Source organism: Streptomyces sp. NPDC025833, from assembly GCF_055558055.1.
Map to the genome: position 1 here is coordinate 100,201 of NZ_JBVHNF010000002.1, position 13,861 is coordinate 114,061.

Consider the following 13,861-nt stretch of genomic DNA (forward strand, 5'->3'; position numbering starts at 1 on the left):
GACGTGGCGTGTCCCAGTCGGTCCGCAGCAAGAAGAAGGATCCCGAGGGGCGCATGCCCCTCGCGGAGCACCTTCGTGAACTCCGCAACCGGCTCGCCAAGGCCGTCCTTGCCATCCTGGTCGTCACGGTCGTCGCGGCCTTCTCCTACAAGGAGATCATCGACTTCTTCACCAGGCCGGTACTGGACTCGGTCGGCTGCCCGACGTCCTTCGCCGAGCTGGCCGCGCGGCCAGCGCACACCACCTGCGCGCGCATCACGATCAACGGCCTGCTCGCGCCCTTCACCCTGGCGCTGAAGGTCTCCCTGGTGGCCGGCGTCGTGCTGGCCTCCCCGGTGTGGCTGTACCAGTTGTGGGCGTTCGTCGCCCCCGGCCTGCACCGACGCGAGCGGAAGTACGCCTACGCGTTCGTCGGCGCGGGCGTCCCGCTGTTCCTCGGCGGCGCCCTCTTCGCCTACAAGGTGCTGCCCAGGACCGCGAGGGTGCTGATCGGCTTCACCCCGCACGGGGTGGACAACCTGCTGCCGCTGGACGACCTGCTCGACCTCGTCACCCGCATGGTGGTCGTCTTCGGCCTCTCCTTCGAGATGCCGCTGCTGCTGGTGATGCTGAACCGCACGGGAGTGCTGTCCGGGCGGCGGATGCTGGGCCGGTGGCGCGCCATGGTCGTGGGGATCACGGCCTTCGCGGCGGTGGCGACGCCGAGCACGGACCCGCTGACCATGCTGGCGCTGGCCGCGCCGATCTGGGCGCTCTACTTCGCCGCCGTCGCCCTCTCGCTCCTCGGTGACCGCCGCAAGGCCCTGCGGGAGGAGCGGATCTGAGCCGCCGGAGCCGCTTCCCGGGCCCTGCCCGTCGCCGGGGCCGGCGGACACGTCGGCGGCGGCCCGGCCGTGGCCCGCGGCCCGCGCACGGATCGCGGGCCGCGGGCCGGTGGGTCACCGGGGCGGCGCCCCGCCGCTTCCGCCGTGCGTGAGCACACCGCGGAAGGCGGCCGCCACGAGCAGGGCGACCGCGACGAGGAGCCCGCTCGTCCACAGCGGGCCCAGGTCTCCGGCCGCCGTGTCCAGGGTGGCCGCGGCGACGAGGGGACCGGCGGCGGCGCCGGCGTTCAGCGCGGCGGTCGCGTAGGAGCCGGCCATGGTGGGGGCTCCCCCGGCCTCGTAGAGGATCCGCGTGATCAGCGTGCTGCCGAGCGCGAAGGACAGCGCGCCCTGGACGAGGACGAGGGCGAGCAGCGCGGGGGGCCGGGCGGCCAGCAGGGCCAGGGCGGGCCAGCCGGCGAGCAGCAGCGGGCCGGTGACCGCGACGAGCAGGCCGGGGCGCCGGTCGGACAGGCGGCCGGCGACGGTGACGCCGAGGAGGGAACCGGCGCCGAAGAGCACCAGGGCCACGGGTACCCAGAGTTCGCCCAGTCCGGCCGCGCCGGTGACGACCGGGGCGAGGAAGGTGACGCCGGCGAAGGTCGCCGCGTTCACCAGCGCGCCGAGCAGCATGGCCAGGAGCAGCCGCGTGCGCGCGAGTTCGGCGATCTCCGTGCGCAGGGCCGGTCCGCCGGTCCCGTGCGGCTGCCGCGGACGGGCGGGAATGCCGGTGAGGATGCCGACGGCGGCGGGCAGGCAGAGCGCGGCCACGGCCCAGAACGCGGCCCGCCAGCCCAGCACCGTGCCGAGTGCCGCTCCCCCGGGCACACCGGCGATCGTGGCCAGCGTGGTGCCGGAGAGCAGTACGGCGAGCGCGCGTCCCTTCCTGTCGGCGGGGACCAGCGTGGCGGCGGTCGTCAGGGCGACGGCGAGGAACCCGGCGTTCGCGAGGGCCGCGACCACCCGTGTCGCGCACAGCACCGGGAAGCTCGGGGTGGCGGCGCCGACGACGTGGGCTGCCGAGAACACGGCGACGCAGCCGAACAGGCTCGTCCGGCCCGGCCTGCGGCGGGTGAGCGCTGCCATGAGCGGGGCGCCGACGATCATCCCGATCGCGAAGGCGGAGGTGAGCGTGCCCGCGGTCCCGACGGAGACGTCGAGGTCCGCGGCGATGTCCGGCAGCAGGCCGGCGAGCATGAACTCGGAGGTGCCCATGGTGAAGACGGCCAGGGCGAGCAGGTACAGCGGAAGGGGCATCGAGTGGCTCCGGGCCGAGGAGAGGTACGAGAGGGGAATCTCGTCACCGCGGCCAGCCCCGTGAACGCACGCCTTGGACCGCGAGCGCGGTGCGCCGACGCGGCGGTGGGTTCAGCGGTGCAGGGGGCTGACGGCGTGACCGAAAGCCCCCACCTCGTCCGACTCGGGACTCGACATGACCCGCACGCTACCCCAACGGGGGCCGCCGTGCGGGTTCTTGACCGGGCAGCGCCGGGTCATCCGGTGGTGAGCGCGGGGAGGCGGGTGAGGGTGTGGTCGGGGCGGGAGATCTCGCCGAAGTCCTCGTCGAAGGGCTCGACGGGGAGGCTGTGCAGGACGGCCCGGAGGCGGGGCGGCAGATGTGGCCGGCGGCCCTGCCAGCACAGGGTGATCAGGTCGCGGCGGACGTTGTCGGGCAGCAGGGGGGCCGACTGGGCCGCCGCGGTGGACGGCCGGGCCGGCCCGGGGGCGTCCTCGCCCAACTGGGCGCGCCAGTAGGCGGCGGTGCGGTGTTCGGAGCGTTGCTGGTGCAGGAGGACGAGGCAGAACGCTGCGGTGCGGCTGCCGGCCCCGGCGGCGAACTCGAACCAGAACTGGGCGGATTCGGCGTGCCCGGCGAGGTGGAGGAGGGCGGCGAAGACGAGGGCGCCTTCGGGTTCGACGAGGTCGGCGTCGAGCAGCCGGCTGAGGCTGCGGTGGGCCTGGGGGGCGTCCACGACGAGGCTGGCGGCGAGGTCGAGGTCGTGCGCGGCCTGTTCGTGGATGGTGGGGTAGGGAGCGGGGAGGCGGGCCGCGGCGGGGTCCCGGGACTGGGATTCGGCCAGGGCGGTGACGCGCCGTAACGCGCCCTCGGTGTCGTACTCCTGGTACGTGCCGGTGAGTGCCTCGGCACTCGCCAGGGCGGTGGTGATGTCGGCGGCGGCTTCGTGGTCGGTGCGGGCCACTACTTCTCCTGCTCCTTGTCGTCCTGATACGGCATGTGCAGTTGTCTGGCGAGCGAGCGCCGGGCGTGGCGGACGTGGGACCGCACCGTGGCGGCGTCGATGCCGAGGTACTCGGCGACCTCCGTCTCCCCCTTGCCGAGCAGGAAGCGCAGCACGACCACGTCGTACTGGCGCTCGGGGAGGGTGGAGATGGCGGCGTAGAGGCCTATCTCCTGGGAGATGACGCGCAGTTCGTCGCGCATCTCGTGCAGCAGCAGCTTCTGCACCGCGGTGCGGTAGGCGGCGTCGCCGACCTGCGGTTCCAGGCCGCGTTCGGCGAGCCACCGGTGCACCTCCTCCTTCAGGACCGTCCACGCGTAGCGCGGGACGGACTCCTGGAGCAGGACGTGGTGCCAGGTCCGCTTCAGGCGGACGCAGGCGGCGTCGACGACGGTCTCGGCGGCTGGGCGGCTGCCGACCTGGGTGTGGGCGAAGCGCATCCAGAGCTTGCGGTGGTAGGCGTGGAAGGCTTCGAAGGTCAATGCCAGCCGTCCGGTCCGGGCGGGTGGTGATCCGGCGTGGCGCCTGTGGGAGCCGTGCCGGGGCGGGTGTTTCACGCCTCGCCCTCCTGGGTGACGGCGTCGAGGGGGAAGGGGGCCGCGGGGGCGGGAGGAGTGCTCCGGGGGTGCTGGTGGCGTCCTCCCGCGCACACGGCGGCCGCGAGGAGTCGGCGGCCGGCTCCGCACAGGTCGGGCACGAAGATCCGGGCGACGGTCGGCCAGACCACCATGGTGACCAGATCGATGTCCACTGGCGTCCTAGTTCGATTGCGCACCGCACCACGCCGGGTCGAGGCGGCGTCGGTGTGGGAAATGCGATTTCCCACTCATCAGCCAACCGGAGTAACAGTCGTCTCGTGCAAGACATGCGCGAAATTTCTAGCGGAGGGCAACAACGTAGTTACTCACCCGTACTGCCGTGGGATCCGTGGGCGACATTCACTCCTTCCGGTCCTTCCGAAGCGGAAGGGTGGACACTGGCCGATCTCCTGGTTGTCCCGCGGTCGACGGAAGAGGAAGCTCGGGGTCGCGGCGGGTGGCGCACCGTGGCGTACCGTCGCGCAGGGGTAGCGGGCCGAACCGGGGGCGGGCGTGGACGAGAACGGCAGCGTGCGAGAAGGCGGCGACGTGGTCGACCTTCAGCTGGACAGGCCGCACTCGGCCCGCATGTACGACTACTTCCTGGGCGGGATCACCAACTTCCCCGCCGACCGCGAGGCCGCGGCCCGGGCGATCTCCGCCTTCCCCGCCACCCTCATCGCCGCCCGCAGCAACCGGGCGTTCATGCGCCGCTCCACACGCCACCTCGCCCGGCTGGGCATCGACCAGTTCTGGGACATCGGCACCGGCATCCCGACCTCCCCCAACCTCCACGAGGTCGCCCAGAGCGTCATCCACCGGGCCCGTGTCGTCTACACCGACAACGACCCGATCGTCCTCACGCACGCCCGGGCCCTGCTGCACAGCCACCCCGACGGCGCGACCGCCTACGTGCAGGCCGACGTCACCGACCCCGACGCCCTGCTCGCGCACCCCACCCTGCGCGCCACCCTCGACTTCGGCCGGCCCATCGCCCTCAGCCTCAACGCCCTGCTGCACTTCGTGACCGACGAGGACCACGACGCCCACGGCATCGTCAAGGCCCTGAAGGACGCCCTGCCCGCCGGCAGCGTCCTGGTCGTCAGCCACGCCACACCCGACTTCGACGCCGAGGCCATCGCCCGCGTCACCGCCACCTACCGGCAGGCCGGCACCCCTCTCCAGCCCCGCAGCCGCGACGAGATCGCGCGGTTCTTCGACGGCTGGGAGCTGCTCGACCCGGGCATCCGGCCCATCCTGCGCTGGCGCCCCGACCCGGACGAGGCGCACGCGACGTTCACCGACGCCGAAGCGGCCTGCTACGGCGCCGCGGCCCGCAAGCCCTGAGCGCGCACGGGCGTCTTCGCCGCGGGTGGACAGCCCGCCGACGGGGTCGTGCGGGTCCTTGTCATGGGGGTCGCGGCCGGCTCGGTGCGCGGGATGGCGACGGCGACGTCCGCGGCCTCGTCCCGGTCCGGGTAGAAGCGGCGCGAGGCGGGGTCGAGGAAGTTGAACCGGCCAAGGTTCGCCTGGTTGCCGGCCGCCGCGTAGACGTCGGAGTAGAAGGCGCGGGCCAGCCGGTTGGCGGCGAGGATGTCCGTGCGGCCGTTGCGGACGAAGGCCGGGCCCTCGGTCATGGCGTCCAGCACCCATGGCAGGCTGCGGTGCGGAATCCATGGCCGGGCGGTGCGGCGGCGGGGACGGGTGAGGGCGTCGGAGCCGTCGGCGGCCTGCGCCAGGTTCAGCAGGTGGGCGCGTTCGGCGTCGTCGAGCCGGAGGGCGCGGGCGACGGCTTCGGGGGCGGCCGGGGAGACACCGGCGAGGTGGCCGCCCTCCAGCCTGGCGCAGTACTCCACGCTCACGTCGGCCAGGGCGGCGACCTCGCTGCGCCGCAGATCCGGGCACGCGCCGGCGGCTGCCGGAGGGCAGTCCCGCCCGCTCCGGGGTGGTCTTCGCGCGCCGCGAGGTGAGGAACTCGCGGACCTCTGCCCGGTTGTCCACGCCTTCGGCGGTACGTCCTGTCCGCGGCCGCAGGGACGTGCTGCCGGCACACCCGTCGCAGGTGACTCGTTCCGTGCGCCGGGAGCGGGATACCTGGATGACGTGGTGCTCACCGCCCGGCCTTCACGACGGGGCGGCAAGCGCGCACCGGCCCCGCACCCGGCGGCGGCCCCGGACGCCCGGCGCCTCGCGCCCGGCGGCACAACGCGACGCAAAGGAACCCTTCTCATGCGCGGAGCAGTGATACACGCCCCCGGCGACATCCGCTTCGAGACCCTGGACGATCCGAAGCTCCTGCACCCCACCGACGCGATCATCCGTACGGCCGTGACCTGTGTGTGCGGTTCCGACCTGTGGTCCTACCGCGGCCTGGAGCCGGTGGGCGATCCGCATCCGATGGGCCACGAGTACGTCGGCTTCGTGGAGGAGGCCGGCAGCGAGGTCACCTCGGTCAGGCCGGGCCAGTTCGTCGTCGGCTCCTTCGCCACCTCGGACAACACCTGCCCGAACTGCCGCAACGGCTTCCAGTCCAACTGCCTGCGGCGCGAGTTCATGAGCACCTGCCAGGCCGACCGCATCCGCATCCCCGACGCCCAGGGCACCCTGGTCGCCACGGACGAGGTGCCGGACGAGGAGTTCTGGCCCGGCCTGCTGGCCGTCTCCGACGTCATGGGCACCGGCTGGTGGGCCGCGGACGCCGCCGAGGTGAAGCCCGGCTCCACCGCCGTGGTCGTCGGCGACGGCGCGGTCGGCCTGTGCGCCGTGATCGCCGCGAAGGAGCGCGGCGCGGAGCGGATCATCGCCATGAGCCGCCACGAGACCCGGCAGCGGCTGGCCCGCGAGTTCGGCGCCACCGACATCGTCACCGAGCGCGGCGACGAGGGCGTGGCCCGGATCAAGGACCTGACCGACGGGATCGGCGCGGACTCCGTCCTGGAGTGCGTCGGCACCGCCCAGGCCATGCGGCAGGCCCTGCGCTCGGCCCGCCCGGGCGGCAACGTCGGCTTCGTCGGCGTCCCCCACGAGGTCGCCGTCGACGGGCCGGAGCTGTTCTTCTCCCACGTCGGCCTGCGCGGCGGTCCCGCCCCCGTACGCCGCTACCTGCCCGACCTCATCGGCCGCGTCCTCGCGGGGCGGATCGACCCCGGCAAGGTCTTCGACCTCACCCTCCCCCTGGACCAGGTCGCCGAGGGCTACGCGGCCATGGACGAGCGGCGCGCCGTCAAGTCCCTCCTCAAGCCCTGACCCGCCCGCCTACCGCACGAGGAACACCCCTGCAGATCACCCGCGGCTCGATCGACACCGTGAAGGGCCCCGCCGGCTGCTTCACCGGCGACGTCTGCGCCGACGCCGTCGCCGCGGCCCCGGTGCCGCCCCGGAGGAGGACGCCGCGGCCCCGGCCACCGGCCGACGGCGCGGCCGTCGCGCAGGGGCTGCGCGACGGGAGCACGCCGTCTCACGCGGCCGCCAGCCACGCGCTCAGGCCCACGAAGCAGGCGGCGAACACCCGGCGGATGCCCGTCATCACCCGCGGCCGGGCCAGCACCCGGTGGCGCACGGCGGCGGCGCACATGCCGTACGCGGCGAAGACGACGAAGCTCAGCGCCATGAAGACGGCGCTGAGGCGGAGCATCGTGCCGAGGGACCCGGACTCGTCGGCGGGTACGAACTGCGGCAGGAACGCGACGAAGAACATCGTGAGCTTGGGGTTGAGGAGGTTGATCAGCACCCCGGACGCGATCACACGGCCCGCCGGCCGCGGTTCGGCTCCCTCCTCGACGGTCAGCGCCTCCTTGTCGCGGAGCGTCGCCCACGCCATGTACAGGAGGTAGCCGACGCCGAGGTACTTCACCACCTGGTAGACGAGGACGCTGGTGTGCAGCAGCGCGGCGAGGCCGGTGATCGTCGCCACCAGGTGCGGCACGATGCCGAGGGTGCAGCCGAACGCGGCGACCACGCTCGCCCGGCGGCCGTGGGACAGCCCGGCGGCCAGGGTGTACACCACACCGGTGCCGGGGGTGACCACCACGACCAGGGTGGTCAGCAGGAACGCGATGCTCAAGGAGACCTCCGCGGAGTTCAAGGTCCTTTCACCCTGCCCGGGCCATGGTCCTGCGGACAGGGCCAAAGCACACCGGGACGATCGGTCCATAAGAGCCGAGGGGCCCGCGCGCGACCGAGGGCGGGGGTGCCTCAGGGACGGGGCCCCAGCACTTCGAGGGCGCCGGTCAGGGTGTCGTAGCTGCGCAGGGTGGTGAGCCGGACCGACAGCGGGGGCGCCGGCAGCAGTTCGGGGACCCGCCGGTCGGCGAAGGCACCGGCCCGCCGGGTCCGGCCGAGGGTGACGTGCGGGCTCCAGCGGCCGGGTGCGTGGAAGGGGTTGAGGGTCGCGGGCGGGCTGTCCGAGGCCACCGCCTCCCACACCTTGCGGTGCAGGCCGGCCAGCGCGGCGTCGAGTTCCAGTGCCCAGGCCAGCACCGAGGTGGGCCGCTCGAAGCGGACCACGCCGGTGAACCGCACCGGCAGCGGCAGGTCGGCTGCCACCTCGGCCAGCTCCCAGCGGATCGGTGCGGTCAGCTCCGGGCAGGCGGCCAGGGTGAGGTGCGGGCTGTTGGTGGGCGAGCGGTGGCGCGCCTGGCTGGGCAGCCCCGCGTCCGCGAGCCGCCGCCAGGCATCCCGGACCACTCGCTCTGCCGTCTCGTCCAGCAGGAGTTCGACCGTGCGCACCGCCGCAGCCTACCGGCGCCGGCCCGTGCCGCCACCGCCGGCCGGGCCCGCACGCGGGGAGCGGTCCGCGAGGCGTGGACCAGGGCCGGTGCGGCGCCGGGAGCCGGCTCGGGCGCCCTCACCGGGCGCGTCCGCCCGCTCTGGCCGATAGTGGTGAGCAGGGCGACTTCACAGGTACCGCCTCGTCCCTGGGCCCAGGAGGTTCGATGCCCGCTTCTCGGACCATGGCCGTGCTCACCGGCGTCGCGGTGCTCGGCCTGGCACTCACCGCCTGCGAGGACCACGTGAACGGGCAGATCGTCGCGCACAACGGTGCCCGGCACGTGGAGACCCTCTCGAACCCGTCGAACAAGGGGTGCCACCGCTTCCGTGAGGGCGTGACCCGGGTCGCCAACTACAGCGAGAGCCGGCTGCTCCTGTACACGACACCCGACTGCAAGGTGCCGCCGGGCGGGCAGAGCGTCTACCTGGACTCGACCGCCTCCGACGAGGTCGTCCGGTCCACCGGCCTGTGGCGCAGCTTCTCCATCGCGCCCGAGTGACACCGGCGGCTCACCCGGACGGCCGCGGTCCTCCTCGCGTCAGTTCTTGCCGCTGTCCACGATGACCGGGGTGCCCTTCGCGTCCGTGCCGCACGGGACCGCGTACACCGGGTGGGCCTTCGCGACTTCCCTGTACGCCTCCAGGCACTGGTTGTACAGCACCTTCTCGCTCAGCGACCGCTCGATGATCTTGTTGGCGGCGGCGGTGCCCTCCGCCTCGATGCGCTTGCGCTCCGCATCCGCCTTGGCCGTGCGCGTCGCCTCGGTGGCCCGCTCCGTGGCCTGCTCCTGCTGGATCTTCTTGTCTATCTGCTCCTGGAGCTTCTCCGACGGCCTGACGTTGCGCAGGTTGACGGTGGTCACGTCGATCCCCCGCGGTGCCAGCCGCGCCTTGACGAGACCGGCGATCTCGGCGCCGATCCGTTCACGGGCGGAGGCGTAGCCCTCCTCGCTGGTGTGCCTGGCGAAGACGTTGCGGATGATCTCGCGGCTGTCCGGCAGCACCAGCCGTTCCTCGACGGCCTCCCCGCTGCCCGCCAGCCGGTACAGCTCCACCGCCTTGGCCGGCACCACGGCCCACTTGACGGTCACGTCCGCGTAGAGCACACCGCCCTGCGAGGAACGGACCTCGACCGTGTCCTTGGCGTTGAGGTCGAGGTCCACCGGGCGGGTGGAGAAGGACGTGACCTCGGTGAACGGCGACGTGAAGTGGATGCCTGAGGTCAGCGGCGAGCCGATCCGCCCGAAGGTGACCGGCACGCCGACCTCGGAGGCGCTCACGACATGGACGCAGGCGAAGGCGGCGGCGAGCACGCCCGCGACGGCGCTGAGGGCCGCCCCGAGCCGCCAGCGCTCCCCGGGACGGCCGCGGCCGATGAAAAAGAGCACCGCCGCGGCTATGAGCAGCACGATGGACAGCACGAACACTGGGATCCCCCTCCGAGAACGTGCCCGCACCGCCCGGGGCGCGGGCCCGGGCGCATCGTAGCGATCTCAGGTGTCGCGCGGTCCATACGGAGCTTGAATCGGAAACCAATGCTTCCGACGGCTCCGGAGGCGTCACGTGCGCAGGTGTGAGGCGCCGTTCAGGTCGAGGATCGTTCCCGAGGCCCAGTTCGCCTCTTCGGACGCCAGGTAGCGTACGGCGGCCGCGACCTCCTCGGGGGTGCCGACCCGGCCGTAGGGGCTCTGGTCACGCAGGGCCTCCCCGTCCGCGCCCGCCAGTTTCGGCAACTGGCGTTCGGTGGCGATGAAGCCGGGGGCCACCGCGGTGACACTGATGCGATGGGGTGCCAGCGCCACGGCCATGGACTGGCCGAACGCGTGCAGCGCGGCCTTGCTCGCGCCGTAGGCCGGGTGTTCCGGCTCCCCGCGGAACGCTCCGCGCGAGCCGATGTTCACCACGTGGCCCGCGGTCCCGCGTTCGATGAGGTGCCGGGCCACCGCCCAGGTGAGGTCGGCGGCCGCCAGCACGTTCACGTCCAGCATGCGGCGCCAGACCGACTGCCACGTGTCGAGGGGGACGCTCGCCACGGGATGGGCCGTGGCGGGTGCCGGTGCCACGGCGGCGTTGTTGACCAGGACGTCCACGTGTCCCAGTCCGGCGACCGCGTCGGCCGCCACCTGGGCGGCGGCGCCCGGCTCCCCCAGGTCGCCGCGGACGAGCACATGACCGCCGCCGGGCAGCAGGCGCAGGGTTTCCTCGGCGTCCTCGCGGCGGGAGCCGTAGTGCACGGCCACGTGGTCGCCCGCGCCGGCGAAGGCGAGCGCGACGGCCCGCCCGATACCGCGCGAGGCCCCGGTCACCAGGACGCCCCTCACCGCGCGAACACCGCCGACTCGTCGGTGAACGCCTTGAACTCCAGTGCGTTACCCGCAGGGTCGCGCAGGAACATGGTCCACTGCTCCGCCGGTGCTCCGGGATAGCGCAGGCAGGGCTCGATGTCGAAGGCCGTCCCGGCGTCGCGCAGCCGCCGGGCCAGGTCGTGGAAGCGGTCCACGGCCAGCAGGAGGCCGAAGTGCGGTACGGGCACGCTGTGCCGTTCGACCGAGCTGTAGGCCGCGGGAGCCGACGGGCGGTCGGCGAGGTGGGTCACCAGTTGGTGGCCGTCGAAGTCCCAGTCGATCCAGTGGCCGGTCGAGCGCCCTTCGGCCAGGCCCAGGACACGGCCGTAGAAGCCACGGGCGGCGGCGAGGTCGTCGACCGGGATCGCGAGGTGGACGGCGGGGCGAGGACTCATGTGCGGGTCCCTTTCCGAAGCGGCGGGCAGTGCCTGGACGGGCCCGGTATCCGGCGACCGGCCGCGCGCCGGAGGCCCTGTCCGCGGTCCCGCCGGGCCGGCACCGCCGGACGCCCTCCAGGCTGAGTCAGGCGGCCCGTCATGTCAACATTCGACATCTCCCCTCGCGACGGCCCCTCACGGGGGGAGCCAACCACCGGGCCGCTCCCCCCGTTTCGCCCACCGCAGCGGGCTTGCCGCGCGAACCGGCGGAATGCCAGCATCGGGAACGTGAGCGCTCCCACCCTCCCCAAGGCCACCCGCCGCGGGCTGGCCGACGAAGCGGCCGACCTCGTACGGGAGGCCATCTTCACGGGCCGCTTCGCCCCCGGAGAGCCGCTGCGCGAAGTGGAGTTGGCGGGCGAGCTCGGGGTGAGCCGGGGCTCGGTGCGCGAGGGACTGGCCCTGCTGCACACGGAAGGGCTGGTGCGTACCGGCTGGCACCGCAGCACCACCGTCATAAAGGTCACCGCCTCGGACGTCCGGGAGGTCTACGAGCTGCGGGCGAGCCTGGACCGCCTCGCCGCGGTCACCGCGCGACGCGAGGCCACGCCGGCCGGCTTCGCCGAACTGGAACGCCTCGTCACCGCGTTGGAGGTCCAGGCGCGGGACGGCGCCGGCAACAGCGCCCCCGCCGCCGCCGACATCGCCTTCCACGACCAGATCTACCGCATGGCCGGCAACGGCCGTCTCACCGCCGCGTGGCACGCCATCCGCTCCCAGATCCGCCTCTTCCACCTGCGCCGCGTCACCGACGCCACCGACGACTACCGCACCCATGTCGTCGAGGAGCACCGGACGCTGGTCGCTCTCCTGCGCGGCGCCGACGAACAGGCCCTGGCCCGCTACGCCGAGGAGCACGTCGACGGCGCGCGCCGCATGCTCCTCGGCACCCTCGGATGACGGGCCCCGCACTCCCCCACACCCGCGTGCCCCGAGCGCGGGTCGCCCCAGGGGGCCGGGTCAGCGGATGATCTCGGCCCGCATCCTCTCCTCGGGCGTCGCGATGTCCCAGTAGCGGGCCGTGCCCCGTGCGCCGGCGTAGGCGCCCGTGCCCCCGGTGACGGCCATGTCGAGCGCGTCCGTGCCGCTGGTCCAGAGCGACTGCATCGTCAGGGAGCCGCGTTCGAGTTCGATCGTGATCAGGCACTGCGTCGTACGCCGCGCGCCGTCGAGGCGGACGACCTGGCACGATCCGCCCCCGTGCCCGACCACCCGGCCGTCCCTCAGGGCGGTGCCCGAGTAGACGTCCAGGTCGCCCAGGCTCGGCCCCGCCGGGCCGAGATCGGCAGCCGCGTACTGATCGTTGCGGATCTTCAGTTCCAGTACTTCGGGACCGCGCCCCTCCGGGGTGCCGGCGTTCGCGCTGCCCACTGCGCAGACTCCGGCCACGGCGGTGACCAGTGCCACGACGACCAGCTTCGTACGCGCTGCGCGCCGACCCTTGACGACCATGGCGGACCTCCTCGATGCGATGGACCGGCCGGTGCTGTCCCGGCCGACAACTCGAAGCTATGGCCCGGGAGTTATGCTGTCTAAGATCAATATCGCTATGACGTCATGATGTGCGGGGCATGATGAGGCTGAACTCGCTCGGACAGTTCCTGGTGGTCGCACGGCTGGAGCACCTCAGCCGCGCGGCCGAAGAACTGCGCGTCGCGCAGCCGTCACTCAGCCGGACCATCGCCCGGCTGGAGAAGGAACTCGGCGCGCCGCTGTTCGACCGGAGCGGCCGGCTGCGGCTGAACGACGCGGGGAAACTCTTCCGCGATCACGTCGAGCGCGCCCTCGGTGAACTCCGGGCCGGACAGCGCGCCGTCGCCGAGTCCGCCGACGAGGGACTGGGCACCGTACGCCTGGCGTCGGAGACCTTCCTCACCCTCACCGGGCCGCTGGCGGCCTACCGGTCCGCCCATCCCGCCGTCGAACTCGCACTGCACTGGTCGCCGGCCGAGGAGATGGTCCGCAGCCTGCGGGCCCGGCGGGTCGACCTGTGCGTCGCCTCACAGCCGGTCGACGCCGAGGGCCTCAAGACGGCGGAATTGTTCGACGAGGCGGTGGGCGTGGCGGTGCCGCGCGGCCATCCGCTCGCGCGGCGTACGTCCGTGGGCGTCCACGAACTCGCCGGGCAGCCCTTCGTCACGGCCCGCGAGGGGCACTGGCTGCGCCGGCTGCTCGACCGGCTCTTCGCCGCGCGGGGACTCACCCCGAAGATCGTCTGCGAGAGCGACGAACACGGCGCCATCGCGGACCTGATCGGCGCGGGGCTCGGCATCGGCCTCGTCCCTTCCTTCGCCCGCCGCAAGGCCGCGGGGATCCCGGTGGTCTGGGTCCCCGTCGACAGCCCCGACTGCCGGCGCACGGTGACCCTGTACTGGGGTGCGGGCAGCCACCTGTCCCCCGCCGCCCGGCTGCTGCGCGCCACCCTCACCGGCTGGAATTGGGACAGCGATGAACCGGCCCGAAACGTACTCCGTTAGCATGTTCGAACTCACAATGATCACACGTATCGCCTAACCGGCGAATACCTCGAATCGAACACATCGGCTTGACCATTGACATATAGAGAAGTGCGGACAAATCCGCCGGAAACGAACAGAATCGGGTCCGCCGCGTGGCCGCGGCGGCGCG

Annotated in this window: 16 protein-coding genes and 1 pseudogene; 6 read left to right on the forward strand and 11 right to left on the reverse strand. The window is 73.0% G+C overall.

Annotated features, from left to right (window positions below; genetic code table 11):
* Positions 1 to 53: 53 nt before the first annotated feature.
* Complete coding sequence (gene tatC, locus ACZ4K2_RS03180) at positions 54 to 824, forward strand: twin-arginine translocase subunit TatC (protein ID WP_467470466.1); 771 nt, start codon at positions 54 to 56, stop codon at positions 822 to 824.
* Between the two features lie 114 nt (positions 825 to 938).
* Here tatC and ACZ4K2_RS03185 read toward each other — a convergent pair whose 3' ends face one another.
* The 4 genes from ACZ4K2_RS03185 to ACZ4K2_RS03200 form a co-directional block, all read right to left on the reverse strand.
* Positions 939 to 2,120 (reverse strand): Cmx/CmrA family chloramphenicol efflux MFS transporter, encoded by a 1,182-nt coding sequence (locus ACZ4K2_RS03185; RefSeq protein WP_467469913.1) that lies wholly within the window; start codon positions 2,118 to 2,120, stop codon positions 939 to 941.
* 236 nt (positions 2,121 to 2,356) lie between these two features.
* The gene (locus ACZ4K2_RS03190) at positions 2,357 to 3,064 is read right to left on the reverse strand and encodes a glycoprotein (RefSeq protein ID WP_467469915.1); all 708 of its coding nucleotides are present in this window, start codon (positions 3,062 to 3,064) and stop codon (positions 2,357 to 2,359) included.
* Positions 3,064 to 3,585: an RNA polymerase sigma factor gene (locus tag ACZ4K2_RS03195; RefSeq protein WP_467469917.1), complete on the reverse strand. Its 522-nt coding sequence runs from the start codon at positions 3,583 to 3,585 to the stop codon at positions 3,064 to 3,066. Before ACZ4K2_RS03195 ends, ACZ4K2_RS03190 begins: the two co-directional genes overlap by 1 nt.
* 71 nt (positions 3,586 to 3,656) lie before the next feature.
* Entirely contained in the window at positions 3,657 to 3,854 is a 198-nt protein-coding gene (locus tag ACZ4K2_RS03200; protein WP_467469919.1) for a hypothetical protein, read from the reverse strand.
* A 415-nt stretch (positions 3,855 to 4,269) separates the two neighbouring features.
* On the opposite strand from ACZ4K2_RS03200, the gene ACZ4K2_RS03205 reads away from it, so the two are divergent.
* A complete protein-coding gene (locus tag ACZ4K2_RS03205; protein WP_467470467.1) occupies positions 4,270 to 5,028 on the forward strand; it encodes an SAM-dependent methyltransferase in 759 nt (252 codons plus the stop codon).
* Here ACZ4K2_RS03205 and ACZ4K2_RS03210 read toward each other — a convergent pair.
* Positions 5,023 to 5,682 (reverse strand): annotated as a pseudogene (locus ACZ4K2_RS03210) (helix-turn-helix transcriptional regulator); the annotation flags it as partial. The gene ACZ4K2_RS03205 and the pseudogene ACZ4K2_RS03210 overlap by 6 nt on opposite strands.
* Positions 5,683 to 5,910: 228 nt before the next feature.
* On the opposite strand from ACZ4K2_RS03210, the gene ACZ4K2_RS03215 reads away from it, so the two are divergent.
* Complete coding sequence (locus ACZ4K2_RS03215; protein ID WP_467469921.1) at positions 5,911 to 6,927, forward strand: zinc-dependent alcohol dehydrogenase family protein; 1,017 nt, start codon at positions 5,911 to 5,913, stop codon at positions 6,925 to 6,927.
* 211 nt (positions 6,928 to 7,138) lie between these two features.
* Here the strand turns inward: ACZ4K2_RS03215 and ACZ4K2_RS03220 are convergent, their stop codons facing one another.
* Together ACZ4K2_RS03220 and ACZ4K2_RS03225 are read right to left on the reverse strand one after the other, a co-directional pair.
* Complete coding sequence (locus ACZ4K2_RS03220) at positions 7,139 to 7,744, reverse strand: LysE family translocator (protein ID WP_467469923.1); 606 nt, start codon at positions 7,742 to 7,744, stop codon at positions 7,139 to 7,141.
* Between the two features lie 131 nt (positions 7,745 to 7,875).
* Complete coding sequence (locus ACZ4K2_RS03225) at positions 7,876 to 8,409, reverse strand: 2'-5' RNA ligase family protein (RefSeq protein ID WP_467469924.1); 534 nt, start codon at positions 8,407 to 8,409, stop codon at positions 7,876 to 7,878.
* Positions 8,410 to 8,615: 206 nt separating this feature from the next.
* On the opposite strand from ACZ4K2_RS03225, the gene ACZ4K2_RS03230 reads away from it, so the two are divergent.
* Entirely contained in the window at positions 8,616 to 8,951 is a 336-nt protein-coding gene (locus ACZ4K2_RS03230; protein WP_467469926.1) for a hypothetical protein, read from the forward strand.
* Positions 8,952 to 8,990: 39 nt separating this feature from the next.
* Here ACZ4K2_RS03230 and ACZ4K2_RS03235 read toward each other — a convergent pair whose 3' ends face one another.
* The 3 genes from ACZ4K2_RS03235 to ACZ4K2_RS03245 all read right to left on the reverse strand — a co-directional run bounded on the left by ACZ4K2_RS03235 (position 8,991) and on the right by ACZ4K2_RS03245 (position 11,191).
* Positions 8,991 to 9,878, reverse strand: a complete 888-nt coding sequence (locus tag ACZ4K2_RS03235; RefSeq protein WP_467469928.1) for a prohibitin family protein — start codon at positions 9,876 to 9,878, stop codon at positions 8,991 to 8,993.
* Between the two features lie 132 nt (positions 9,879 to 10,010).
* Positions 10,011 to 10,757, reverse strand: a complete 747-nt coding sequence (locus ACZ4K2_RS03240; RefSeq protein ID WP_467469930.1) for an SDR family NAD(P)-dependent oxidoreductase — start codon at positions 10,755 to 10,757, stop codon at positions 10,011 to 10,013.
* Between the two features lie 11 nt (positions 10,758 to 10,768).
* Positions 10,769 to 11,191: a VOC family protein gene (locus ACZ4K2_RS03245; protein ID WP_467469932.1), complete on the reverse strand. Its 423-nt coding sequence runs from the start codon at positions 11,189 to 11,191 to the stop codon at positions 10,769 to 10,771.
* A 270-nt stretch (positions 11,192 to 11,461) separates the two neighbouring features.
* On the opposite strand from ACZ4K2_RS03245, the gene ACZ4K2_RS03250 reads away from it, so the two are divergent.
* Entirely contained in the window at positions 11,462 to 12,133 is a 672-nt protein-coding gene (locus ACZ4K2_RS03250) for a GntR family transcriptional regulator (RefSeq protein ID WP_467469934.1), read from the forward strand.
* A 60-nt stretch (positions 12,134 to 12,193) separates the two neighbouring features.
* Here the strand turns inward: ACZ4K2_RS03250 and ACZ4K2_RS03255 are convergent, their stop codons facing one another.
* The gene (locus tag ACZ4K2_RS03255; RefSeq protein ID WP_467469936.1) at positions 12,194 to 12,685 is read right to left on the reverse strand and encodes an allene oxide cyclase barrel-like domain-containing protein; all 492 of its coding nucleotides are present in this window, start codon (positions 12,683 to 12,685) and stop codon (positions 12,194 to 12,196) included.
* A 119-nt stretch (positions 12,686 to 12,804) separates the two neighbouring features.
* Here ACZ4K2_RS03255 and ACZ4K2_RS03260 point away from each other — a divergent pair, with 119 nt between their 5' ends.
* Positions 12,805 to 13,710 carry a LysR family transcriptional regulator gene (locus ACZ4K2_RS03260; protein WP_467469938.1) on the forward strand — a complete coding sequence of 302 codons (906 nt, stop codon included), beginning with the start codon at positions 12,805 to 12,807 and terminating at the stop codon, positions 13,708 to 13,710.
* Positions 13,711 to 13,861: the final 151 nt, after the last annotated feature.

Excerpts from the sequence above, each read along its gene's own strand:
- ACZ4K2_RS03255 (WP_467469936.1), bottom strand. The coding sequence starts at position 12,685 with ATGGTCGTCAAGGGTCGGCGCGCAGCGCGTACGAAGCTGGTCGTCGTG.
- ACZ4K2_RS03215 (WP_467469921.1), top strand. The coding sequence starts at position 5,911 with ATGCGCGGAGCAGTGATACACGCCCCCGGCGACATCCGCTTCGAGACC.
- ACZ4K2_RS03205 (WP_467470467.1), top strand. The coding sequence starts at position 4,270 with ATGTACGACTACTTCCTGGGCGGGATCACCAACTTCCCCGCCGACCGC.
- ACZ4K2_RS03185 (WP_467469913.1), bottom strand. The coding sequence starts at position 2,120 with ATGCCCCTTCCGCTGTACCTGCTCGCCCTGGCCGTCTTCACCATGGGC.
- ACZ4K2_RS03230 (WP_467469926.1), top strand. The coding sequence starts at position 8,616 with ATGCCCGCTTCTCGGACCATGGCCGTGCTCACCGGCGTCGCGGTGCTC.
- ACZ4K2_RS03260 (WP_467469938.1), top strand. The coding sequence starts at position 12,805 with ATGATGAGGCTGAACTCGCTCGGACAGTTCCTGGTGGTCGCACGGCTG.
- tatC (WP_467470466.1), top strand. The coding sequence starts at position 54 with ATGCCCCTCGCGGAGCACCTTCGTGAACTCCGCAACCGGCTCGCCAAG.
- ACZ4K2_RS03245 (WP_467469932.1), bottom strand. The coding sequence starts at position 11,191 with ATGAGTCCTCGCCCCGCCGTCCACCTCGCGATCCCGGTCGACGACCTC.